Source organism: Pedobacter aquatilis (assembly GCF_030409415.1).
Lineage (GTDB): Bacteria > Bacteroidota > Bacteroidia > Sphingobacteriales > Sphingobacteriaceae > Pedobacter > Pedobacter aquatilis.
In genome coordinates, this window is sequence record NZ_JAUFPW010000035.1 from 95,005 (window position 1) to 119,992 (window position 24,988).

18 protein-coding genes, 2 tRNA genes and 1 pseudogene are annotated in these 24,988 nt (G+C 39.1%); 11 read left to right on the forward strand and 10 right to left on the reverse strand.

Going from position 1 to position 24,988, the window contains the following annotated elements; genetic code table 11:
* Positions 1-184: 184 nt before the first annotated feature.
* Positions 185-1,534, forward strand: coding sequence for a Na+/H+ antiporter NhaA (gene nhaA / locus QWY86_RS17460; protein WP_290243950.1), 1,350 nt, complete (start codon positions 185-187; stop codon positions 1,532-1,534).
* Positions 1,515-2,852 (forward strand): DUF389 domain-containing protein, encoded by a 1,338-nt coding sequence (locus QWY86_RS17465; RefSeq protein WP_290243952.1) that lies wholly within the window; start codon positions 1,515-1,517, stop codon positions 2,850-2,852. Before nhaA ends, QWY86_RS17465 begins: the two co-directional genes overlap by 20 nt.
* A 148-nt stretch (positions 2,853-3,000) precedes the next feature.
* Here QWY86_RS17465 and QWY86_RS17470 read toward each other — a convergent pair whose 3' ends face one another.
* Positions 3,001-3,249: a DUF3072 domain-containing protein gene (locus QWY86_RS17470; protein WP_290243954.1), complete on the reverse strand. Its 249-nt coding sequence runs from the start codon at positions 3,247-3,249 to the stop codon at positions 3,001-3,003.
* A 242-nt stretch (positions 3,250-3,491) separates the two neighbouring features.
* Here QWY86_RS17470 and QWY86_RS17475 point away from each other — a divergent pair, with 242 nt between their 5' ends.
* Positions 3,492-4,421, forward strand: coding sequence for an SDR family oxidoreductase (locus QWY86_RS17475; RefSeq protein WP_290243956.1), 930 nt, complete (start codon positions 3,492-3,494; stop codon positions 4,419-4,421).
* Positions 4,422-4,576: 155 nt separating this feature from the next.
* Here QWY86_RS17475 and QWY86_RS17480 read toward each other — a convergent pair whose 3' ends face one another.
* Positions 4,577-6,388, reverse strand: coding sequence for a glycoside hydrolase family 15 protein (locus QWY86_RS17480; RefSeq protein ID WP_290243959.1), 1,812 nt, complete (start codon positions 6,386-6,388; stop codon positions 4,577-4,579).
* Positions 6,389-6,629: 241 nt separating this feature from the next.
* On the opposite strand from QWY86_RS17480, the gene infC reads away from it, so the two are divergent.
* Positions 6,630-7,199: a translation initiation factor IF-3 gene (infC, locus tag QWY86_RS17485; protein ID WP_290243961.1), complete on the forward strand. Its 570-nt coding sequence runs from the start codon at positions 6,630-6,632 to the stop codon at positions 7,197-7,199.
* A gap of 168 nt (positions 7,200-7,367) precedes the next feature.
* Here the strand turns inward: infC and QWY86_RS17490 are convergent, their stop codons facing one another.
* Positions 7,368-7,724, reverse strand: a complete 357-nt coding sequence (locus QWY86_RS17490; protein WP_290243962.1) for a response regulator transcription factor — start codon at positions 7,722-7,724, stop codon at positions 7,368-7,370.
* A 414-nt stretch (positions 7,725-8,138) separates the two neighbouring features.
* Here QWY86_RS17490 and QWY86_RS17495 point away from each other — a divergent pair, with 414 nt between their 5' ends.
* Both QWY86_RS17495 and QWY86_RS17500 read left to right on the forward strand, forming a co-directional pair.
* Positions 8,139-8,930, forward strand: coding sequence for an alpha/beta fold hydrolase (locus QWY86_RS17495; RefSeq protein ID WP_290243963.1), 792 nt, complete (start codon positions 8,139-8,141; stop codon positions 8,928-8,930).
* A 1-nt stretch (position 8,931) separates the two neighbouring features.
* A complete protein-coding gene (locus tag QWY86_RS17500) occupies positions 8,932-10,407 on the forward strand; it encodes a sensor histidine kinase (protein ID WP_290243964.1) in 1,476 nt (491 codons plus the stop codon).
* A gap of 1,172 nt (positions 10,408-11,579) precedes the next feature.
* On the opposite strand, the gene QWY86_RS17505 is transcribed toward QWY86_RS17500, so the two are convergent.
* The 5 genes from QWY86_RS17505 to QWY86_RS17525 all read right to left on the reverse strand — a co-directional run bounded on the left by QWY86_RS17505 (position 11,580) and on the right by QWY86_RS17525 (position 14,684).
* Positions 11,580-11,651: transfer RNA gene (locus QWY86_RS17505), tRNA-Glu, on the reverse strand.
* A gap of 29 nt (positions 11,652-11,680) precedes the next feature.
* Positions 11,681-11,756, reverse strand: a tRNA-Met gene (locus tag QWY86_RS17510).
* Positions 11,757-12,014: 258 nt separating this feature from the next.
* The gene (locus QWY86_RS17515) at positions 12,015-13,190 is read right to left on the reverse strand and encodes a tyrosine-type recombinase/integrase (RefSeq protein WP_290243966.1); all 1,176 of its coding nucleotides are present in this window, start codon (positions 13,188-13,190) and stop codon (positions 12,015-12,017) included.
* A gap of 500 nt (positions 13,191-13,690) precedes the next feature.
* Positions 13,691-14,194, reverse strand: a complete 504-nt coding sequence (locus QWY86_RS17520; RefSeq protein WP_290243968.1) for a hypothetical protein — start codon at positions 14,192-14,194, stop codon at positions 13,691-13,693.
* Between the two features lie 157 nt (positions 14,195-14,351).
* Positions 14,352-14,684 (reverse strand): magnetosome magnetite crystal formation protein family, encoded by a 333-nt coding sequence (locus tag QWY86_RS17525; RefSeq protein WP_290243969.1) that lies wholly within the window; start codon positions 14,682-14,684, stop codon positions 14,352-14,354.
* Positions 14,685-14,893: 209 nt separating this feature from the next.
* Between QWY86_RS17525 and QWY86_RS17530 the strand changes: the two genes are divergently transcribed.
* Positions 14,894-16,768, forward strand: coding sequence for a LuxR C-terminal-related transcriptional regulator (locus tag QWY86_RS17530; protein ID WP_290243970.1), 1,875 nt, complete (start codon positions 14,894-14,896; stop codon positions 16,766-16,768).
* 69 nt (positions 16,769-16,837) lie between these two features.
* Positions 16,838-17,113 (forward strand): annotated as a pseudogene (locus QWY86_RS20170) (alpha-amylase family glycosyl hydrolase); the annotation flags it as partial.
* Positions 17,114-17,394: 281 nt separating this feature from the next.
* Here the strand turns inward: QWY86_RS20170 and QWY86_RS17535 are convergent.
* Positions 17,395-18,363, reverse strand: a complete 969-nt coding sequence (locus QWY86_RS17535) for a recombinase zinc ribbon domain-containing protein (protein ID WP_290243972.1) — start codon at positions 18,361-18,363, stop codon at positions 17,395-17,397.
* A 305-nt stretch (positions 18,364-18,668) separates the two neighbouring features.
* On the opposite strand from QWY86_RS17535, the gene QWY86_RS17540 reads away from it, so the two are divergent.
* Positions 18,669-20,441: an alpha-L-fucosidase gene (locus tag QWY86_RS17540; protein WP_290243973.1), complete on the forward strand. Its 1,773-nt coding sequence runs from the start codon at positions 18,669-18,671 to the stop codon at positions 20,439-20,441.
* Positions 20,442-20,637: 196 nt separating this feature from the next.
* On the opposite strand, the gene QWY86_RS17545 is transcribed toward QWY86_RS17540, so the two are convergent.
* A complete protein-coding gene (locus tag QWY86_RS17545) occupies positions 20,638-21,372 on the reverse strand; it encodes a GntR family transcriptional regulator (protein ID WP_290243975.1) in 735 nt (244 codons plus the stop codon).
* A 369-nt stretch (positions 21,373-21,741) separates the two neighbouring features.
* Between QWY86_RS17545 and QWY86_RS17550 the strand changes: the two genes are divergently transcribed.
* Both QWY86_RS17550 and QWY86_RS17555 read left to right on the forward strand, forming a co-directional pair.
* Positions 21,742-23,559: a class I mannose-6-phosphate isomerase gene (locus QWY86_RS17550; protein WP_290243976.1), complete on the forward strand. Its 1,818-nt coding sequence runs from the start codon at positions 21,742-21,744 to the stop codon at positions 23,557-23,559.
* Positions 23,560-23,564: 5 nt separating this feature from the next.
* Complete coding sequence (locus QWY86_RS17555) at positions 23,565-24,986, forward strand: sugar porter family MFS transporter (RefSeq protein ID WP_290243978.1); 1,422 nt, start codon at positions 23,565-23,567, stop codon at positions 24,984-24,986.
* Positions 24,987-24,988 lie beyond the last annotated feature (2 nt).

Here is a 24,988-nt window from a genome sequence, read left to right on the forward strand (position 1 = left end):
ATCCCTAAAATTAAAAGGTAACCCAAATCTTTGTAACGAAATACTGGATATTCCATATTGGAATTGCAATGTGTAATTTCGGGCATGCGATTTAGTTAAGCTTTAATTTTGCCTCCTTCTAAAACAATTTTCAACAATTGATCTTTTATCTTTGGAATTTAACTATTATGTCTTCTAAATAAATATGATTAAAAATTTACCCAAAACCCCCATTGAAAAGATTGTTGCCCCGGTGAGCCGCTTTGTGCACCTGGAGTATACAAGTGGGATAGTTTTGCTTATTAGTGTAGTTATAGCAATTATTTGGGCTAATTCATCATTCTCCCCGAGTTACCACCATTTATGGGAAACCCATTTTATGGTCGGTTTTGCTGGTCATGTTTTGGATAAACCACTTCACATCTGGATAAATGATGGATTAATGGCACTTTTTTTCTTTGTCATTGGCCTGGAACTTAAAAGGGAATTTATGGAGGGCGAACTATCCAGTTTTTCAAAAGCCATATTGCCTATGACTGCGGCGCTGGGTGGTATGGTTGTACCAGCTGGCATTTATTATCTGATCAATCGAAATACAGATGCGGGACATGGATGGGGTATTCCTATGGCTACTGATATTGCATTTGCTTTGGCACTACTATCAATGGCAGGCAAAAACATTCCTGGCTCTATTAAAGTTTTTCTCTCTGCCCTTGCCGTTGCAGATGATTTGGGTGCTGTGCTGGTGATTGCTTTTTTTTACACCGGGCAGGTCAATTTTGCTGCATTGGGCGTTGCAGGTATTTTCCTGTTATTTCTAATTATTGGCAATGCAATTGGCATCAGGAACAGTGCATTTTACCTCATACTGGGGCTTGTCGTCTGGATCGGGTTTCTGCTTTCTGGTGTTCATGCAACCCTTGCAGGTGTTCTTGTTGCCTTCACCATCCCAGCCAGAACCAGGATTGATGAAGGCGTATATTCCAGCACATTAAAAAAGCTCAATGAAGATTTCGACCGGGAGATACCCAGCAATAGCAGCCTTACTACACCAGATCAGCACCGTACCATACAGCAGGTTAAGCACCTGAGCCTGGCTGCCGAAACACCTTTGCAGAAAATAGAGCATAGTCTTCATCCATATGTTGCTTTTTTAATTATGCCACTATTTGCCTTGGCCAATTCAGGTATAATTATAGGTAGTGACTTCTTCTCTGCCATCATTAATCCAGTATCGATTGGTGTAAGTGCGGGCCTTGTTGTAGGTAAGTTTACCGGTATACTTTTTTTCTGCTTCCTGATGGTCAAAATGGGATTAGCAAAATTACCATCTGGGGGAAATTGGCAGCATATGATGGGTATTGCCCTGCTGGCCGGCATCGGTTTTACCATGTCATTATTTATAAGCGGACTTGCCTTTACAAATCCAGTGTATGGGGAGCAGGCTAAGTATGGAATTCTTATTGCCTCGGTGCTTTCGGGGGTATTGGGTACCTTTGTTTTGAGGACTATCGGAAGAAATAAAAAAAATGAATATGGAGCAGCGTCAAAATAACGGTTTCAGCGGATTTATAAAAATCTTCTTCGAGCAGCGTTTCAATCTCCACTTGGATAAGGCCAACGAAGAGGAAGTGGTAGCTTCCATTAAATCGAATAGCGTATTTGTAGGCTCCAGCCTATGGATACTTATTTTTGCAATTTTTATAGCCTCTATTGGGCTCAATGTTAATTCCACAGCTGTAATTATTGGTGCGATGCTTATATCTCCATTGATGGGGCCAATTATTGGTGTGGGGCTTGGAATTGGCATCAACGATCTTGCCCTGGTGAGAAAGGGTGGCCGTAACCTGCTGATTGCTGCACTCATCAGTATTGCAACCTCTTCACTATATTTTTACATTACGCCATTACACGATGCACAGAGTGAACTCCTGGCCCGAACAACACCGACCATATGGGATGTATTTATCGCTTTTTTGGGTGGATTGGCCGGTGCCATTGCCGTAACTAGAAAAGAAAAAACAAATGTCATTCCCGGTGTAGCCATCGCTACAGCATTAATGCCCCCATTGTGTACGGCTGGCTTCGGACTTGCTTCAGGGAACCTGCTTTATTTTGCTGGTGCACTTTATCTGTTTTTTATTAACAGTCTATTTATCTGTATATCGACCTACCTTATTGTGCGGTTCCTGAAATTCAATAAAAAACGTTTCGAAGACCAGGGGACAGAGAAAAAAGTGTCCAGGTACATCCTTGCAGCGGTTCTCATTACCATCATCCCAAGCATTTACCTAGCTTATGGCATTGTCCAGAAAAGTATCTTTGAAAACAACGCTCAGAAATTTGTATCGGAATCCTTCAATTTCAGTAATATCCAGGTTGTTAACAAAAACTTTAAATACTCGAGGAATTCGAAAGAGATTGATTTGCTATTGATTGGCTCAACGCTGCCAGAGGATAACATTAGAAAGATACGGGAAAAATTGGCCGCTTATAGGCTGGGGGGTACTAAACTTGTGATTCGCCAGGGACTGAGCGCAAATGCACAGATTGATTTTTCGCAGATTAAAGCGAGTATTATGGAAGATGTTTTCGCAAAAGATACCCTGGCAAGCAAAACTTCAGGTGTATCCAGTCCAGTCGGTTTAAGTGCTACAAAAATCAGAGAAGAATTAAAGGCCCTTTTTCCTTCAATAAAAAGCTACAGCGTTAGTAAGGGAGTTGTTATCCGCACCGACACTTTAAGTAACGATACATTAACTCAGTTTACAGCCCAAAGTGTTCCGCAAATGCCATTAAATGAAAAAAATAAGCTCACCAGCTGGCTTAAAGCAAGATTTATGGCGGACAGCCTAAAAGTTGTAGTTGAATAAATATAGCTGCTAGCTAAAGCGCTCATTTTTAGCTTCTTTCTTTGTGTGGTTTAGAGATGTTGTGGAACCTATTGAACAGCAAAGATTCTAAATTTCATATTTAGAAATTAAAGCCTGAAGCTAAAACTTCAACCTCATCATCCTGATTTTAGTCTAAACCTCTTCCGGTTTTATGCTGAAGTTCGTCAATTCGTTTTGAGGCTTCCGCTTTCGAAAGGGTTTCGTTGAACTGCTCACCAGCCTCATCCGATAATGTTTTAAGGTAAGAACTTTGTGCTCCGGTCATGGGTTCATCACCAGTTGTCCAATCATCTGGATTCTTAACTGTGTTGTCACCTTTTAATCCATTATTTCCCTCATTTGGAACGTTCTGTTTACCCGTTTTTTCGTTTTCCATCTTTATAATTTACTATACTATTAATAACAAAGCGGATGGTTTGAAGTTTGCAGTATTCCAAAACAGAGTTACATTATTGCATTCCTGGTTGAGCATATTCATCATCAAGAGATCCTAAAATCTTTTTCTAAAAATAAGCACGTCGCTAATCTGCAAAAATATTGGCATTGCGCTGAACAAAATCTAAAATTATAGTGTTGCTATATAGGAGTAGTCGTTCAGATGGCCTCAAATTTTAAACCTTGAAGGGATTGAACTTCCAGTTAAAAAATCAACTTATGAAAAATAATAAAACATTAAAAAATCCGATTGACCAATACCCGACACCACCTTTTCCAAAACAACCCCAAGCGGTACCTGGATTAGCTTCGAAAATGGATCCCATACCAGATCATGGCGAGAAAAGCTATGTTGGAAGTGGTCGACTGGCAGGCAGAAAGGCTCTAATCACTGGAGGCGACTCTGGTATTGGCAGAGCAGCCGCCATTGCTTATGCACGTGAGGGAGCGGACGTAGTCATCAATTATCTGCCAGAAGAGCAATCCGATGCAGATGAGGTTTTAGCATTAATAGAAGAAGCAGGTTGCAAAGGTTTTGGTATTGCTGGAGATATTACCTCAAAAGGTTTCTGTGAGCAGTTGGTTGCCCAGGCTTCAGAAAAAATGGGGGGAATAGATATACTAGTGAACAATGCCGGCCATCAACAGGCAGTAGCCTCGTTACTGGATATTAGCGACGAGCAGTTTGATGCGACAATGAAGACCAATATTTATGCGCCATTCTGGATCACCAGGGCCGCATTGCCCCTCCTTCCGGAAGGTGCTGTTATTATTGCAACAAGTTCGGTTCAGGCTTATGACCCTTCCGAAAATCTTTTTGATTACGCCCAAACCAAGGCTGCAAATGTTGCCTTCGTGAAGTCGCTTGCCAAGCAATTGGGACCTAAAGGTATTCGGGTAAATGGTGTTGCTCCGGGACCAGTTTGGACACCGTTGCAAACTAGCGGCGGGCAGCCGCAGGAGGCTATAGTAGAATTTGGAAAGGCCACGCCACTCGGACGACCAGGGCAGCCTGCTGAGCTGGCCTCTATATATGTACAACTTGCAGACCCAAATGCAAGTTATGCCAACGGACAAATCTATGGCGCTGCTGGTGGTAGCGGCCATCCATAATAATATAAATGAAGGCCTTCAAATATCTGTTACAAATTTGAAGGCCTTTATTTATAAAGGGATGTTAAATAAAAGGAGGAATCTCGTTTTAACGATTTACAGATTTTAAAACCATTTGCTTCTTAATGCGATTCAGCCAATTTACCCGATATGCATTAGCTTGTTCGTCTACTGATTTGTTTATTTAGCTCTACAGCTGCACTAATCAGTGCAAGATGGGTAAAGGCCTGAGGAAAATTACCTAAATGTTCGCCTTTTCTACCGAGTTCTTCACTAAACAAAAATAGGTGATTAGAATAGCCAATCATCTTCTCGAAATTTTCTATTGCCCGTTCGAGTTCTCCGCCTTTGGCAAGCGCTTCAATAAACCAGAAAGAACACATGTTAAAGGTACCTTCTTCGCCTTCGAGACCATCAATATTATTTATACCGTTTTTATAGCGATAAACCAGCACATCCAAAATAAGTTCTTCATCAATAACATTCATGGTAGAGCGCCATCGGGGTTCGAGCGGACTAATAAAATGAGTTAAGGGCATAAGCAAAGCACTTGCATCTACATGTTTAGCCCCCTTATATTGAACCCATGCACCAAGTTTATCATTCCAGAAATTATGATAGATGTCGTTGTAGATCTCGCTTCTCAGCGCACGCCATTCCTTTTCTGGATAGGGGAAGGAGCGATTTTCGGCAATTTTTATTGCTCTATCCATGGCTACCCAGCACATTAAACGGGTATGCAGAAATTCCTTCTTCTCACTACGGATTTCCCAAATGCCGTGGTCTTTCAGCTTCCACTGTTTGACTACACATTCTATTTGTTTTTCAATCAATGTCCAGAATTCGTAAGTGATCGGTTTATGCGTTTTGTTGTAGATGTAAATGGTATCAATCAATTCACCATAAATATCAATTTGTAATTGTGATGCGGCTTCATTTCCAATTCTGACGGGCTGAGATTTTTTATAACCTTCAAATTGTCTGGCTTCAAACTCGCTAATGTCGGGATTTCCGTCGATACGGTATACCAATTGCAGGTCGATTTTTCTACACAGGTTGAAAATCCAGTCCATAAATGCTGTGGCTTCATCCATGAATCCAAGTGTAAGAAAAGCGTACATGGTAAACGCTGCATCCCTAATCCAGGTAAAACGGTAATCCCAATTTCTATTGCCGCCTAATGTTTCCGGCAATCCAAAAGTTGCTGCGGCAACTACAGAGCCATATTCGGCAGAAGTGAGCAATTTCAAGGTAATGGCAGAACGGCGGATAATTTCATCGTATTTCCCACGGTAAGTGGTTTGGTTTATCCAGGTTCTCCAAAACTCGACAGTACATCTGTAGGCATTTTGTTGATATTGTTCAAGGGAAATTCCTTGCGCACCGTTATCCAGCATTTCCAATACCATGTATGCCGTTTCTGATTCATCGAGTGTAAATTCTGAATAACCTGTTCCTTTTTTAATATGCAAGGATACATCTGCTTTTAAGGTTAAGTTTAATTTTTCTGACGTACAGATAAAGTTTAGTTCATCCTGGTTGCGCGAACTGGTGTGCTTACTTTTAGTGTAACCGAATGCTGGAGCACAAAACACCCGGAACGTAATTTTTCCTCTAACCGCCTTAATCTGCCGGATGATGGCGCTGGGAAAATTTTCTTTACTTGAAACAGGCATATAATCTGAAAGTTCTGCGATGCCCTCGTCTGCAAAAAAACGTGTGAGCAGTACGGCTGTATCGGGAAGGTATAGTTGCTTACTTGTGCAATGCTTTAAATCAGGCTCTACAGAAAAATATCCACCTTTTTCTGAATCGAGTAAGGCAGCAAAGATTGAGGGTGAATCAAATCTGGGTGCGCACATAAAGTCGATAGAGCCCTGTAATGATACGAGTGCAACAGTTTTAAGGTTGCCGATTACGCCATAGTTTTCAATGGGCTGAAATGTTCTCTTTTGATGATTTGGCATATTTTTAAGGAAGAATTTTAATGAAAGCAATTCAGGCTTGACTTTTGTTTTTTATTCCATACGTAAATCCTACAACCAAGCCATTTGCTTTTGAGGATTAAAAGGGTTTGAGATAATAAAAGTACTTGTAAAGTCATCATTAGCCTAAAATTAGGTTATGCCGCCCAGATTGACTATATTATTGCTTTCACTAGATTATCGCTCGATAATTCATTTATTTATTCACTAATACTTATCAAATTTGGCATTAAAAAAAGCAGGATTTTATAGGGGACCACGGTTGCCCTTCAAAAAGAAAGAAGCAGAACACAAAATTAACGAACACATTAGCGCTCCTGAAGTGCGTTTAACGGGAGAAAATGTTGAAACCGACATTTATCCATTGGAGGTGGCGCAGCAATTGGCGGCATCACAAGGGCTCGACTTAGTTGAAATATCTCCAAAAGCCAATCCGCCGGTCTGCCGCATTATCGACTATAGTAAATTCCTTTACGAGCAAAAGAAAAAGCAGAAGGAAATAAAGAGTAAAGCCAAACAGACCATTATTAAAGATATACGCTTTGGCCCGAATACCGACGACCATGACTTTCAGTTCAAGCTTAAACATGCCATTTCCTTTTTGGAAAGCGGTGAAAAAGTAAGGGCATATGTGCATTTCAAAGGTCGTTCTATTGTATATAAAGACCAGGGCGAAATCCTGCTGTTGCGGTTTGCGCAAAGTCTGGAAGATTTGGGCAAGGTAGAACTTTTGCCAAAATTAGAAGGTAAGCGGATGTTTTTAACCCTTGCCCCACGGGCGGTTAGGAAATAACCTTAAGCATGCAGGGATAGTAAGTTTTTTATATAATAGCTTAAGAAGCTGGCCCAGTGCCGGCTTTTTGTTTTTTCCTGAATTTAATATGCATAAACTTTAAGACTGTTTGGCTGCTCATTGCGAATTATTTGTAAACATTATATAAGCAATTCTGTACGGTTATGCTCAATTTTTAGTCAGCCGCCCAACTGTTTCCAGCAGATTAGTGAGGTCAAACGGCTTTTGAATAAAGGCATCAGCTGTGCAAGATTCTTCACAGTTTTGTAAGCTGGCATGTGCGCTCATCATCAATACTGGTCTCTGAGTATTTGAAGCCTTTAATTCTTTGCAAACTTCAAAACCATTCCCATCCGGTAGCATTACATCCAGGATAAATAAATCAGGTTCTTCTCCGGGAATACGAGACATAAACTTCTCAATTGTTTCGAAACTCTTGACTTCGTAATCGTCTAACTCCAGAATTAACTGCAATACATCACTCACGCCCGGATCATCTTCCAGCAAGAAAATTCTTTTATTCATAATCGTCAAATTGTGTGTAATTTCAATATACGGTAAAAACCAACAGTGAAAATTTGTTATTCGAATTAGGAGTGGTGAATGTTTTTTAAATGATAATGCGAATTAAATTGTGGTAAATGCTATCGGATTAAAATGGTAAGATACATGAGGATTACCTTAAACTTCTGGCGTTTTTATCTCCTGATAGATGAAGCAGCTGTAAATCAATATCTATTGAACTTATTTGCCGGCGTAGTTTGACAATATAGAGGAGTTGCATATTCAATTAAAAACAGTTTGCAGAAAGATAGTTAGCCCTCATGTTTTAAAAATAAGGCAGGCTGTTTAGGCTGTTTATTTTTTAAGAATCGTAAATAATTATCAAGAATAAAAAATTTACATTTTTTATTTACATTTACCTAAAATCCCTTTATAGTGCTTAATGTCCTCAAAAGAAATAATGTGAAAGTGAGTGGTGCAGGAGAACAGTTTATGCTCTTTGCTCATGGATATGGTTGTGATCAGCACGTATGGGCCAGTATCTTACCTGCTTTTGAAAAGGATTATAGGTTGGTAACGTTTGATTATGTGGGGGCAGGTCAGTCAGATCTTACAGCTTACGATGAGCAGCGATACGCTGATTTAAATGGCTACGCACAGGATATTCTTGAAATTTGTGATGCCCTGTCTATTCAGAATGCGATTTACATAGGCCATTCTGTAAGTTCAATTATCGGTATTTTGGCTTCTAATCAGCGGCCAGGCTTGTTTAGCAAGATGGTATTGATAGGTCCATCAGCACGTTACCTTAATGATGAGGATTATGTAGGCGGATTTGAGCAGAAAGAACTTGATGATCTTTTTGAAATGATGGACGCGAATTACCTTGGCTGGTCTAGAATGATGGGGCCTGCAATTATGGCAAATGCAGATAGGCCTGAACTTGGCAATAACCTTACAGCGAGTTTTTGTGCTACTGATCCTGAAATCGCCAAACGTTTTGCCAGGGTTACTTTTCTTTCCGATAACAGGGGCGATTTGAAAAAGGTAGATATTCCAACATTAACCTTGCAGGCTAATGAAGATATTATCGCACCATTAGAAGTTGGAGACTACATTCATAAAAACCTTAAGCAGGACACCTTAGTCCAGATGAAGGCTATAGGGCATTGTGCACACTTAAGTGCTCCAGAAGAAACGATAGCCGCGATTAAAGAATTTATCTAAAATGACTTTAGCAAAAAACCGCCCGGCATTTTTATTTGATGCGGAAACGCTATACGAGAATGCGCCTTGTGGTTACTGCTCCTTTTTAGCCAACGGACAGATTATCCGTATGAATCGCACCTTTGCGGTGTGGCTTGGCATAGCAGATGCGGAAGAAGCGGAAAGTAAACTTAACCTTAAGGATTTTTTAACGAAGGCTGGAAAGATATACTACGAGATTATATTTTCGCCGATGATACAGATGCAGGATTCGGCCAAGGAGCTAAGCTTTGAGATTTGCAGAAAGGATGGAAGCAAATTCCCTGTACTCATCAGCGCCAGCGTGATGCGAATAGAAAGTTATAGTGAACTGATTGTAAATGCCATTGTTGTTGATGTTAGCGACAGGAAGAAATACGAGAAAGAATTATTGCAGGCAAAGCAGGTTGCCGAAACGGAAGCCAAAAAGGTCGCATTTCTATCAGATTTTAGTCCGGAGCTGATTTGGTCTGCGGATGGTGATGGTATCATTAACCAGGTAAATAAACGCTTTACCGACTATTTTAACATTAAAAATGATGATTTAAGCGGAGCAGTGATTTTAGAACGTGTACATCCTGAAGATAAGTTGCTGGCAATAAAAGCCTGGCTTAAGGCTATTAAAGAAACTTCCAAACTTCATCTTCAAATTCGGATAGCCAACAAGCAAGGTATTTACCACTGGTTTGTGGTGCGGGCCGAAGCTTTTAAAGATCTCTCTGGCAAGGTAGATCGGTGGATTGGCTCCTGTAATGATATTGATACTCATATGCTTGTGATAGAAAAGCGGGATGAATTTTTGAATATTGCAGGGCATGAACTCAAAACACCAATGACCAGCCTTAAGGGTGCCTTGCAACTTATGGATAGAATGAAAACAGGCATAACCAATCCGGTTATCCTTAAACTGATAGGGCAATCCAACCAGAATGTAGAAAAAATTATTCGCCTTTTTAACGAGTTGTTAATTTCCGGAAAACAAGATGATGGAATTTTACAATTGCAAAAATCAAACTTTTGGGTGAATGAGCTTCTTGAAAACTGTTGTATGCATATTCGTTTAGCTGAAACGCATGAGCTGATATACATTGGAGAAAAAGGAATTAAAGCCTATGCAGATAAATCCCGGATAGAGCAGGTGGTGGTTAATTTCGTAAATAATGCCGTAAAGTATGCTCCCGAATCCAAATCGATTATACTCGATGTTCAAGAAGAAAGCAATGATATCCGTGTAATCGTATCAGATAAGGGGCCGGGTATCCCAAGCGAAAAGCAACAGTATCTTTTTGAAAGATATTACCGTGCTTCGGTAGATGCACATACTGCCGGACTTGGTCTGGGTTTATACATCTGCGCAGATATTGTTAAAAGACATGGTGGCAAGATTGGGGTAGATAGTATCCCTGGTTCAGGAAGTTCTTTCTGGTTTACTATACCAAAGGCTTTACAACCCGAATAATTATATCAAAAATTTTTCATAAGATACAGCGATCTATTATACTCCTTACATTTCAATATTTTAACATTAAATATTTACAAACTGTTTGGAACTAACAAGCTTAGTTAAAGTTTTAGATGTTAGTATATTAATGATTATTCTTTGATTTTATCACCCACGCGATTACGCAGGGCAGGATGCCAGGTAGTATTGCATATAGTGGTAGAAAAACAAATAAGAGTCCGCTTGTTGATGATTTTGAAGCCATCTTGTTGATGTCGAAATACCATCCTAATTGAGTGAACAACGGAAATATAAGCAGGCATATGATAGCCAGCGCATAGCATATTCTAATACTCCAACTGTTTATATCCCTAAAAACAGTAACCTGGGAAATATAAAATAATACAATCGGCAAGAGTTGATAAATTGAGAAATAATTAAACCCCAGAGTGAAGAAAACAACTACGGCGCAAAATAGGCAACAGAGGAATGCAATAGGTTTGCTCATTCTTTTTATACGTACAGGTTGTTAAAATAGAAAAGCTGTTGATTTCCAACAGCTTTTTTCTAACCAAATATATGTTAATAATAAATAGATGCACCTTATCAACAGCTTGCCGTGGTATTTGTTTTAAGGAATTGAAAATTTCTTGTGGACAGCCATAATTTATCTGGGTTTCGGAATGTTGTTGACGGTAAATTAGGTCAGCAGAAAGAAATCCTTGTTAGATTGGCGAATAGAAAGGACTTTGAGGCAATTTATCCGAAAAACAAAAACTGATGCCTAAACATTTTCTATCTAAAGAATTATATGGCCGGTTTAGGCTGATCAAAAGTTTTGGAAAACAATCTTGACCAAATACCTATAAGTCATAATACTGCTGAATCTTTCAGCACAATCATCTTTTTGTATATCTTTTTTAGGTTTGCATGTATACTTGCCACTGCTAGTCAATACCATAACTTATTGACCGATATCAATCAAAACCTAATGAGCCTACCTCTTCCTTGTAGGCAAGCAGGATAAATGTTGAGGGAACGCAGCGCGTAGTGTCATCCATAATATGTAAGCGCCAAAATACAAATTTTATTATTTAAGCTATAGAACAGGTTTTAGGTTTAATATAGTAAAAAAAACCCTGCAAATGGTTGATTTGCAGGGTTTTGAAAGCATTTCGCCTTGATCTTTGTAGCCCGTAGGGGAATCGAACCCCTGTTTCCAGAATGAAAATCTGGCGTCCTCACCCCTAGACGAACGGGCCATTATACTAAGAGTGTCTTTCAACTCTTTTGGTAGCGGGGACACGACTCGAACGTGCGACCTTCGGGTTATGAGCCCGACGAGCTACCAACTGCTCCACCCCGCACTCTGTACCTCAATCTTTTTCCGCGTTTGAGGGAGTGCAAAAGTAGGAATTGTTTTTGAAAATACAAGACCAATCAATAAAATTTTAGTGATTTTTTTGCTGCTTTGTCCGTTTTTATTCTCAATTCCCTGTGATTAAGTATCTTAGGTATTTGCTCTTTTTTTAAAAAAAAAATTAACTAAACGGTCAGTAGCTAAAAAAAGCATGAGTATAATTAGCATAAAAACTATCATGATTAAAAAGCTTTAGATCTATTCCTTAAAGATTATAGGTGTCGTTTAACTTATTCATGGAAGTAATCAAGTCTGCCCTTAAGCTTTTTGCATAGATTTCGGTTCTTAAAATACTGCTGTGCCCAAGTAATTCTTTGATATGGTTTAAGGAAGCACCATTTTCAATCAGATTGGAGGCAAATGAATGTCTTGCACAGTGAAAGCTGATGTTTTTGTGGATACCGGCTGCCTGCATCAATACTTTTAGCTGCCGGTTAACTACAGGCGCTGACATTTTGGGCAACAGGGGAGCTTCAAGAGTATTTTCGGATTGGGTATGGTATTTTTGAATTATCGACTTGGCATTTAAGCTTAATGGGATGGTTAAACTTTGCTGCGTTTTGATAATTTTAATTTCTATCCTGTCCGGTGATTTTTTGATATGCTCGGCTTTTAGATTCATCACATCTGAAAACCTTAATCCTGAAAAACAGCTAAATAAAAATAAATCCCTCACACGGTTCAAAAAACCATTTTTTGCAGGGATGGAAAGATTCATGACTTTTTTTACTTCCGCTATAGAAAGGAAATTACGCTTACTGTCAGATGTAATGATTTTGAAATTTCTATATGGGTTTTCCAGCATATATCCTTTTAAAACGGCTTGGGTAAGGATGGATTTGAAAGTCTTATGTTTGGTAAATGCACCATTTGCACTGTTTTGCCTGACTTTCCTCAGGTAGATATCAAACTTCTGGATAAACTCATAATTTAAGTTTTTAAAATCCAGATCGGGCTTAAATATTTGCAGGATATTCAAAGTCGACCGGTAACTTTTCAGGGTATTTTCAGCCTTTGCAAACTGCCATAAATCCAGCTGCTGCTTAAAAAAATCAAAAAAACAGATCTGATTAACATCTCTACTAAAAAAATCCTTTGCCATCATCAGATTTACATCTTTTCCCATGGAGGCCTGGCAACCCATGTAAGCCTCAAATGCGTCTGCAGTTTTATTTAAGAATTTTGAGAGCGTCTTTAATTTCTTCTTCCTGCGCTTTGGGTAACAGCGTCTACGGTTCCAGTGTTTATATTGTATAAATTTTCCTGAAGCTATGCTTGCTGTATTATTGCCAACATTTATGAGAAATTTTATGGGATAAGAACCATCTGCTCTCGGATTTTCTAAATCAAGTATATTTTGAAGGGAGATAATGGTTTTCATGGACGTTTAGACTGTGTATTTGTGGTGCATCCAAAATTACCAGTGACTACTGTAAGCTTTTTTAAGTATAGGCTCAACAGAGAATAAGGATAAATCTTATCCAGATAAGGTTTCATCTGATTGCATTTGGTTAGCGGCCACTAATTTACTACTTTTGGGAATAGAACATGTATTGTAAAGACAGAAATAATTTTTTTAATCTTGTTATTCCCATTTTGTACAGATGGCCTTTGCTAAATCAATGCTTTAGTGGAGCGGAGACCCGGTCAACCACCCGCATAATTGCACTTTAAGGCTTTGGTTTTTCAGGCTCAGATTCTAAAAAAATGTTTTGTAGCCGCTAGCTTTTTTCTTTCGGAGTGACCTGCTCGTCGGCAATTTCCCCTAATTCCTTGGTTTAAGCATCGAACTGTTCTATGTTGATGTTTCATCTCAAAAATATTTCCTGCACATCTTTTGCGAAATTTGTATATCATTATGGCAATTACGTGAAATCTTAACTAAGATAATCCCTTTCTTAACACCCATATCGAAGTACATACTATACCCCAAATGATTTGCGCCGGCAGCATCAACCCTCTCACGAAACCACTCAATTCATTCGATTTTTTATAAATGTAGGGGACGAAATGAACTTCTGGCTCTGTTTGTACGTATAGGTAATAAATCATGAATATTCTAACTGTGGTAATTAGCAGCATAGGTATAATAACCGTAGTGGGTTTTTTATCAGTTAAATTAAGTAATATTATAAAACCCAGCGTGATGGAAGCATAAACAATCAGCTCAATGATAATAAAGGCCACATGAACGATATTGTAGGTTGGATGATAACCTGTCGCTGGCGTATGCAGATAAGCCAGAAGGTCTGTAGCCTCCAATAATAAAAATAAGGCATATATTCCATAAAGATAAATGCCCCACTTAATCGCCAGATCACCTGAAATAGTTGCTGCTTCCCCACTTCGTTTAAGTTGTGTCTGATCTGTTTTTTCGCTTTCCATTTGTATAATAATTTAGCCTTAAAAACAGCCAGCCGAAGTAACCAATACCAACGCAAAGCATCTGGCAACTCCGATGGCTGGAGAGACATTAACACACCATAATTTCAGCACAAGGATTTAGGATTGTGCTTAATTGTTTGCCTTATGCTCGATTTTTTTAGTTGGCAAAATTGAATTTTCCCTCAAACAGTTTCCCCACAATTGGAAGTGGTTTGATGGCTTCGTTATTGGCGGCGACTACACCTAATAATAAAAACACAAGGCTTAGTACACTTAAGATAAGTGATAAGAAGTACAAGGAGGGAACAATACTCACCACAATCGATATTGATATTCCCAGTATAAATGTTAAAATGATTAAGCCTAAGGATTGTCCCAGATGATAATTCACCAAAGGATTTCTGTCTGAACTTTTTTTGTACTGTAGGTAAGCTACCACCCATCCGATGATGGTAACGTAAGCCAAAATGGCCATGGTTTTGTTTGACATAATAGATTTTTTTAGGTTGATAAATAAATTATTTAACATCAAAATTATGCTTATATGTGCAGCAGCGCAAGAAAACCAAGACTACAATGTGTCTACCAAAAAAAAAGTACGCGTCTACAAATCGTCTACAACAAAACCTACAATGCATTGTTAAATGTATATTCGTTAAGGTTTTTAATTGCCATCGTTAAATTATTTCTCCCTTATACATGTTGAAGAAAGTCGCTATTCTCCTCTCTATCCTTACCCTTACTATTAACATAGGTGCTATTGCTCAATTACTAGTTATCGATTCCTTAAAAAATGTGCATGCTAAAGCAAAGCAGGTGGAGCGACCGATTGTAATGGCAGAATTGGCCCGTGCGGGTTACGAAACAGATGTAAATAAGGCTATGGATTTGGTTATGCAGGCTACAGCTCTGGCGAAAAAGGAGAAAGATAATGGTGTTGTTGGTTTTTGTTATGCTTCTGCGGGACATCTCTTTATGAGGAAAGGACAGCAAAAACGTGCAGCTGCTTATATCGATAGTGCAATGCGTTGCACAGTGAAATCTTCAAATCCACTCTTTAACGGTTATGCATGGCTGCGCAAAGGCTGGTTTGAGTTTAACAAGAACGAGAATGAAAAAGCCATGTCGGCATTTATTGCTGCTGAAAAATTACTGAGAAGAAGTGCAGACCGCAGGGCATTTAGCTATCGAACCTTGATAAATCATTACGCAGCGAGCATTTATGCCTATGGCAACGATACCCTAAAACAGCATAAGTATGCAATTGCTGCCCTGCAAATGTCTAAAAAAAGTGGATATCCGGACGACGTTCAGATTGCATACATGACTTTAGGGCATAGCTTTTTTTCCGCTTTTGAAGTGAATACAGAAAAAAGAACTTCACTCGATTCAGCTATTCATTATTACCGGAAATCGGCTGAAATTTACAGGCTTAATCAGGCTAAAATTCTGATTCAAAGTAATGCTTCACTTACAGCGCTCAACCTCGCCAATATTTATTTTAAGTATTTTCCGGGTAATTTTAGGGATAGTGCCAATCGTTATGTGAACGATGCACTTAGCGTAGCAAGAAAAACCAACACATTTGAAGTCATTGCCAATTGCTACGGCATTATGAGCGAGTATGCGATGCGCAGGGGCGATTATCAAAGTGCAGAAAATTATTTGCTGACCGGAATTGCCGAACTGGACAAGTCTTCGCCAGGTGTCGATATAACGCGCTCGCGGATGATGCTTGGTCTGTCACATTTAGCAGAGCAAAGTGGAGATAAAGCTAAAGCGTTAGCTTATTATAAGCGTTATAACGAATACTACAAAAAGGTCTTTGATGCACAGAAGCTAGCTGTGGTTCAGCAACTGGAGGAGCAGTATCAATCAGAACAGCGTGATCAGGAAATTAAAAACTTACGTGAACGGGCAAATCTAAACCGGCAGATTAATTGGTTGTATGTCGCCATTGGTTCTGCAAGTATATTGGTTCTGGTTTTGTTGCTTGGCTTCTATCATTATAAACTCAAAGTTTCCCAACAGCGGATGTTGATGTCACTTCAGGAAAAACAGGAAGCTGAGTTGTTGGCTTCATTAGGTGAGCAGGAACGGGAAAGGATTGCTGCAGAGCAGGCATTACTCCAGGATCGTACAGAATGGCTGGAGCGCGAATTATTGGCGGGTACCCTTAAAATTGAAGAAAAGAATACGATTTTAGAATTGCTAAAAGAGAAGTCAAAGAGTTCTGCCGATACTGCTGCTAAAAGCATAGGTCGAATTATTACTCAAAACCTCCGGAAAGATAAGGAAAATGCAGATCAGCAAAATTCGATTGGCGATATTCATCCGGGGTTTTTTAGCGCCTTGCAGGAGAGGGCAGGGGAAGTACTTACCAAACTCGACCTGAAATATTGCTCCTACATATTAATGGGTTTGGATAATAAAGAAATCGCCCACAGGTTAGGTATTGAACCCAAGAGCATCAGGATGGCCCGATACCGCCTCAAACAAAAACTTGGTTTACAGAAAGAAGATAACCTGGATATAGTGGTTCGTTCTTACGATAAGCGATACCCTGATATTTAGTTAAACCCATTACAATGTGTCGCTTGGAAAACGTAATTTCCACTTTCTGGTGGCTCTCACCATGGATACACAATAACTGATTTTTACCAATCTGATCCACGTTTTGGAAGTAATGAAGAGTTCAAAGAACTGAATAAAGCCACTCATGATAAAGGGATGAAGATGGTGATGGATATGGTACTCAATCATTGTGGAAGCTCACATTGGTGGATGAAGGACCCGCCTTCCAAAGATTTGATTAATAATAATGGGGTTTTTCTTCAGACCAATCATGCAACAGTTTCAGTAATGGATGTTCATGCCTCAGAAACCCTGCAAAAGACAATATATACTAGAGTTAAATGAATAGGATTAATAGGATTCACGTTTATTAAATAATTAAATTATATCAATGATCTATTGAGGTAGATTCTAAGCTACCCTAAAATTTGGTTATGAGTACGGGGCTTGCCGGATGGCTGCCCCATATGATCTTGCGGATAAATTTAAGCTGTATATGTTACGCTCTAAATTTATTTGTCGATAAATGGTTCGTTAACATTACGGTTAGCATTTGCTAAGATCGTTTTGGCTGTCCTAATTCTGATAAAATCTTCAAGTCTTCAAAAAATTGGTTCGTTTGAAATTCAGCATAGGGTACTAACCGGGCTCAAGCCCAAAACCTTGAAGGGTTGCTCATTAAAAAGCAGCCCTTTTTGCTTAATTTTCAATATGTTATCATTGAACGTTGGATCTATAAAAGTGGTTCGAAACATATCGTCACCCCATGCCAGATTATCTTTGAACACCCCTCTCATCAGAGTATGCTTCTTTGTAATATTGCCTTTTTGATAAATTTCATATAGGTTAGTTAGATTCGGTAAAATTCGGTCAATAAGTTCATCTTCATTTCTTATTTTAGATGGTTGATTTCCTTTTAGTAAATATTCCAGAATTGCCTTTTCCTCTTTGAATTTTTGAAACCAAGTTTGATAAGTTGAAGTTTCTATTTCATTATTCATCAGGCGCTCTTCTAGCTTGAAAATCTTTTCATTTAAGTCGTGAAGTTTTTTAATTTTATTTTGATGTTGTTCCTTTTTCAACTTCAGTGGTTCTATTAATAGGACTTTCGCTGTCTCCTTTATGAATTGAACCTGATGTGTAGAGAAGCTTAAACCTCTAAGCAAAGATTCGACTGCATCATGTAGTTTGTTACCAGCAAGATTGTAGTTTGTATGCTCGGTACAGCGGTAATACATGTAATAATTTTTTCGTCCTTTAGTATATCCAGCGGTCATTCCCTTTCCATACCAACATTTTAGAATTCCCCTCAATGGAAAATCCTCGACTGGTTGGATTCGCGTTTTTCTCTTGCTATTCTTCAGCATATTTTGCACTAGCCAATATTCTGCATCTGAGATTATTGGTAAGTGAATAGCCTTAACTAATTTTTCTGGTAGCCCCTGAAAAGAGGGAACCCTAATTAATCCTGCGTAACTTAAAAGACTTAGGTCACTCCAAAAACAGAAGCTTATATTAATTTTGTGGCTGCCGCGACCTGACATCGGTAAGTTCAGCTTATAAAGCGGAGCGATATGCGTTTGTTTGGAAAACATCCAAAATCCGGAAGATAGGGAAGGGATGAATGGAAAAACAATATTGTGCGAAATTGAACACCAGCCTTTTTATGGCCGCTTCCAGTGCTCGGAAAAAACTTTACCCTGGTAAATTTCCATGCAGTGCCAAAATCGAGAGAACCAAAGTGGGAAGTAAAATACTTTAAATTCCTGCCAGCACTACATAATGACTATCAAATACTCGCAACTCATAAATATTATATTTAAAAATTAACCTAAAACCCTATATTGAAAAACTCTTTGGTCTATGTGCTAAATGAGTTGAAATATAGTATTTATTTAAAATGATGAAAGTTTCAAAAGTTACCACCTTCCTTTCAATGGTTTTGCTTTCGCTGATGGTACAGCAAGTTCGTTCGCAAAGTAAGACCAGCCAGACTGGTGCATTAGTTCCAATACCAAAAGTTCCGCCTTTAGCGAAAATTGATAGTACGCCTATGGGTGATCTGGAGTCATTTCCGGAAGTCGAACTGGGTTTACCTATTTATCCCGGACCTTTTAAACCTACCTGGGAATCTATAGAAGCCAATTATCCAGGGGATCAATCCTGGCTCAGAGATGCTAAATTTGGGATATGGGTTCATTTTGGACCCCAGGCCTCGGGTGAAAGTGGCGACTGGTATGCCCGAAAACTATATATTCCGGGTACTTCAGCTTATAAAAATCATCTCGAAAAATATGGTCATCCTTCAACATCAGGCTATAAAGAAGTGCTGAGGGACTGGAACCCTAAGAAACTTGACCCGGCGAAACTGGCAAAGATCTACAAGGATGCAGGGGCAAAATTTCTAATGATTCAGGGTGTACATCACGACAACTATGATCTTTGGAACTCTAAATATCAGCCTTGGAATTCGGTAAATATTGGTCCGAAACGAGATTTATTGGCCGAATGGTCAGCGGCATGCCGTTTAAACAACATTCGGTATGGCGTCACCTTTCATCATGAATATACCTGGTGGTGGTGGCAAAATGCTTTCGCAAGTGATATTACAGGCGATAAAGCGGGGATTCCATACGATGGTAATCTAACCCTCGGTGATGGAAAAGGCAAATGGTGGGAGGGATATGATCCGAAAATGCTTTATGGAGTTGACCTACGTGAATATAAAACCGTTGCAGAGAAAGCCATTAGCCCATGGTCGCCGCCTGTGCCGGGAATATTTACCAACCACCTTGATTATGCAAAATGGTATGCCAGTAACTGGGCTTTACGTATGATGGATGTGGTTAAAAACTATGATCCTGATTTTATTTACACCGATGGAACTGTTCAGGGACCCTTTACCGGGAACGGAACGGGTACAGGTTATATGGCTGATGCAATGCAGAGTGTAATGGCAGATTATTATAACAGGACATTAAAAAAACGCGGCAAAGTGAACACTTTTAGTATTGTAAAATTTCGTGATAAAACCAACGGAACGGTTACTACAGAGGAATTTGCCATTCCAGAAAAAATTAATAACAATCAACCCTGGATTGCAGAAGCCCCTGTTGGAGATTGGTACTATGAACCAAACTTTAAGTACGATTCTGGTATGATGATACACTACATTATTGAAGCTATTGCCAGAGACGGAAATGCTGCGATATGCATTTCTATTCTCCCGGATGGTTCGCTTGATGAAGGCAGCCTGAAAATGCTTAAGGAAGTTGGAATATGGATGCGCCGCAATGGTGAAGCAGTTTATGGAAGTAAAGCCTGGAGCATTCCAGGAGAGGGAGAACAACAAAACGGCAAACTTAAAATGCTTCCAGGTGGAAAACTAAGTAGCAGGCAGGCAGAATTTAAGTTCAATATTGAAGATTTCCGTTTTACTGTAGGTAAAAATAACTCATTGTATGCTTTTTGTATGACGGCACCTAATGGAGGAGCTCAACTGAAAATAAAATCGCTGGGAAATAGTCAGTCTTATCTGAATAAAGCGATAAAAAATGTGAGGTTGTTGGGCTATGAGGGTAGACTTAATTGGAAACAGACTAGTAATGGGCTGATTATTCAATATCCGTCCGAAATACAATTTGCTACTTCGGCAGTCTTTAAGATTAATTAAAGGATATAAAATTATATTATAAATATCGAGCCTATTCCATTATGCATTTAATTAGACATCAGAGTGGAAATACCAATGTATTCGACCCTGCACCACCAAATTCATAAACGCAAGATATTTAATAATTTGACACAAATTTTGTTTCCGGCGAAATGGGGTGAACTGCCTATGATTCATCCAATCAAAGAGATTTTTTCTACTCCCGCTTGCTTTCAACAGTGTACACGAAGCTGTCTGCCTTGTAATAACCTAAATTATATTCGATAGGACGTTCCTGGTTATCGTAAACAAATCGTTTACGGAAAAGAATTGGTGCACCCTGAACTGTTTCCAGCTTGGTAGAAACAAATTCATCTGCGAGCATGGCACTTATTTCTTCTTTTGATATCATAGCCACTATACCGTGCTCTTGCTCGAGCATTTCATATAATGGAGTTCTGTAATTTTCTTCTCCGGTTAGACCAACAATAGGGTGAAAATAAGATTCAAAATAAACGAAGGGCCCCTCCGGACGTCCCCGAAGCCTTACGAGTTTAAGTACTTTTTTATCTTCTTTTATGCCAAAGAAACTGGCGACTTTTTTTTCCGGATAAACCCAACTAACATGCAATTCAAAATTTTTAATTGGAATTCCTCTTGCACTCATCTCCTGCGAAAAACTCATCCAGTTTTTAGATTTTGAGCTTAGTGATTTTGACTCTACAACTCTTGTACCGACACCTTTTTTTCTGGTCAATAAACCATCATAAACAAGCTTGTTAATCGATTGCCTTAATGTTGTTCTGGAAATATTGAGAATTTTTGATAAATCAACTTCATTTGGTAATAATTTACCATCGGTGTATTCAGGTGACTCTATTAGTTTTCTGAGCAATTCTTCTGCCTGGATGTACAAAGGAATTTGGCTTTCATGGTCAATCTTGAGTTTCATATTCCTCACAATATTAAAAAAAAATAATGATTAAGTAATAACCATTTCCTTTAGTTATTTACTGAAGAATTCTTACCACAATCAAAGTAAGTTGTAAAAAATAATATAAATTATTTGGAGATGTAAAATTAAGTAATAAATTTGTATGTACATACATATTAATGTATGTTCTAACCAAATCATTATTTATGAATAAACAGTGTAAAGTCTGCGATAATTATTACTTAATACTAAATAAGCGACCTAATAGTTCGATATTAGAATGTAATATCTACTGAAAACAATTTTTAAATCAAACATTCTAATCCGAATTACAGATATATTTAGATTTTATATCGTTATTTAGTTAAATGTATATACAAACAATATATGCTTGAAAACACACCTAATTTAAATCCATTTTCAGAAACAATGTCTATTGAGGAGCCAATGAGAAAAACCGAGCAGGAGATTATGCCAGCACGGGTAAGCGATATAAAAAAGCCTGAGGGTTATGATATTTATCCATTCCATAGTATTGGAGAGGGGAAGATACATACCGGAATTTCCGGCTTATGTGATTATATCATCGAGCAGGGAACAGTTCGAATTGATGGGTATATCGGTGTTCATTGGATATCTATACAGGATAGCATTGATAAAGAGTTTGCTTCAAGGGGAGTAAAGTTTTACATGGAAAATACCCAGACTTTAATGAAGCCTGAAGATGAGATTGGCAAGCTTACCGAAGCTTATGTTGGAACTTTTGGAAGTGTTTGGGGTAAGCAAACTGATTTGTCGCTTATAGACTATTTTAACCTTGATGCTTTAAAAAATGCAGGTAGAGATGGTCAAGAGCAGGTTAATATACTAATAGGGCCAGGTGCTGCTTTGGCAGAATGGCCTGGTGGAATTATTTATTTTGATTTGCCAAAAAATGAACTTCAGCACCGTATGAGTGCCGGCTCTATAACAAACTTAGGAATGAGTATACCGCTTGAACAGACAGAAATGTATAAACGGTTTTACTTTGTGGATTGGGTAATTTTAAACAAGCACAAAAAGTCACTACTTAACCAAATCGATATATTTTCTGACGGTCAGTACGAGCAGGACCTGAACTGGGCTCATGGCAATGATATTCGCAAGGCACTAAATAAAATTTCAAAATCTGTCTTTCGTCCTCGTCCGTGGTTTGCGCCTGGTGCATGGGGAGGGCAGTGGATGAAAAACCAAATGCCGCAACTTGAACAGCGTGAGATCAATTATGCCTGGTCTTTCGAAATTATCGCCCCTGAAAATGGAATTGTATTTGAGAGCGGAGGCTTTCTATTGGAAGTTTCCTTTGATGTATTGATGTTTGCTTTTGGAGAAAATATCCTTGGGCTGCATTCCGAGCGCTTTGGTGATGAGTTTCCGATACGATTCGATTTTCTCGATACATTCGATGGCGGCAATCTTTCTATTCAATGCCACCCGAGTCTGCCATACATCCAATCTCAATTTGGGGAGCGCATAACACAAGATGAAACATATTACATATTAGATTGTAAAGCGAATGCAAAAGTTTATCTGGGTTTCCAGGAGAACATAAATCCGGGTAATTTCAAAACTGAACTTGAGCAAAGCAGCGCAAATGGGATTGAGGTAGATATCGAGAGGTATGTGCAAGTACATAGTGCTAAAAAGCATGATCTTTTCCTGATTCCAAACCAAACTATTCACAGTGCAGGTGCGGAGAATCTTGTGCTGGAAATCAGTGCTACACCATACATTTTTACTTTTAAAATGTATGATTGGCTACGGATGGATTTGAACGGCAAACCGCGACCGATAAATATCGACCATGCCTTCAAGAATCTTGACTTTTCAAGAAAGGGAGAAAAAGTTAAACAAGAGCTTATCTCCAAACCTTATTTGCTTTCTGATAAAGATGGTGTGCGTTGCTTTCATCTACCAACACATGCAGAACATTTTTATGATGTGCACCGCCTAGAATTTGATTCGATTGCCAAAATCGAAAATGAAAATCGCTGCCATGTTTTGATGTTGGTAGAAGGAGATTCCATTACGGTAAGAACAGCGGATGGCTCAGAGATGACTTTAGCGTATGCGGAAACCTTTATAATTCCGGCTGCAGCAGAAAATTACACCATTACAAATAATACCAACTCACCTCTGAAAGTTATCAAGGCTTTTCTAAAATAATGAATATGGATGTTCAGATGAAAGATACGTTAATAAAAGGAAGCCGATACTATCTATACCTGGTTTGCCTGGTTGCAGCGTTGGGTGGTTTTTTATTTGGCTTTGATACAGCCGTAATTTCCGGAACGATTAGCTTGGTTACCAGGGATTTTGGTCTTGATGCCGTAGGCGAGGGCTGGTTTGTGAGCTGTGCGTTGCTTGGCTGCATCATTGGGGTAATTGTTTCAGGCAAGCTAAGCGATACATTCGGGCGCAAAATTGTAATGATACTTTCTGCCCTTCTTTTTCTGGTTTCGGCAGTCGGTTGCATGTATGCCGATTCATTTGCCTCTCTAATAATCTTCAGGCTGATTGGCGGATTAGGAATAGGTGTGGCCTCTATGGTATCCCCACTATATATTTCAGAATTTGCACCATCCAGATTGCGGGGTATGATGGTTTCGCTTTATCAGCTGGCACTAACCATAGGTATTGTAAGTGCATACTTTACCAATGCATATCTAGCCAACCAGGCAGCAAACTTCGTGGTTGAGGGAGACCGAAATGCAATATTTTCTGATGAAGTATGGCGTTCAATGCTCGGTTTGGGTGCTGTTCCTGCTTTTATATTCTTAAGCGCACTGTTTGCAGTTCCTGAATCGCCAAGATGGCTGCTCACTAAAGGCAAAAAAGAAAAAGCCAAAAGCATTCTTACAAAAATTGATGGTGCTGTTGCAGCCGAAAAGGAAATTGACGCCTTTATATCAACAGGAAATAAGCAAGAGCAGGATTCGCTTAAAATCTTATTTAAACCTATTTACCGTAAGGCGCTGTGGATAGGCCTCTTACTTCCATTCCTATCGCAGGTTTGCGGTATTAATGCTGTTATTTACTATGGCCCCAGAATACTCGAACAGGCTGGTTTCACCTTGAATAATGCATTAGGCGGACAGGTGACCATCGGATTGGTAAATGTCGTATTTACTTTCGTTGCAATATTCACAGTTGATAGATGGGGAAGAAAACCGCTGCTATTTGTCGGTGTTGGAGGTGCTGTAATTTCACTGATTATAATAGGTATACTTTTTCAATTGGGGGTAACTTCCGGGCTTTGGATACTTATTTTCATACTGGCCTTCATTGCCTGTTTCGCATTTTCTTTTGGTCCGGTATGCTGGGTAATTATTGGAGAGATTTTTCCTAATAGCATACGGGGTAAGGCAATGTCCCTAGCTACTCTATCTCTATGGGTTGCCAATTTTCTGGTCGGTCAGCTTACCCCGCTCATGTTGCAGGAGCTGGGCTCTTCAGGAACCTTTTGGATTTTCGCCTTATGCTGTTCCCCAGCGCTATATCTTACCTGGAAGTTGATCCCTGAAACCAAGGGTCGCTCACTCGAAGACATTGAAAACCATTGGAAGAAGAGTTATACGGATACACTGAATTAAAA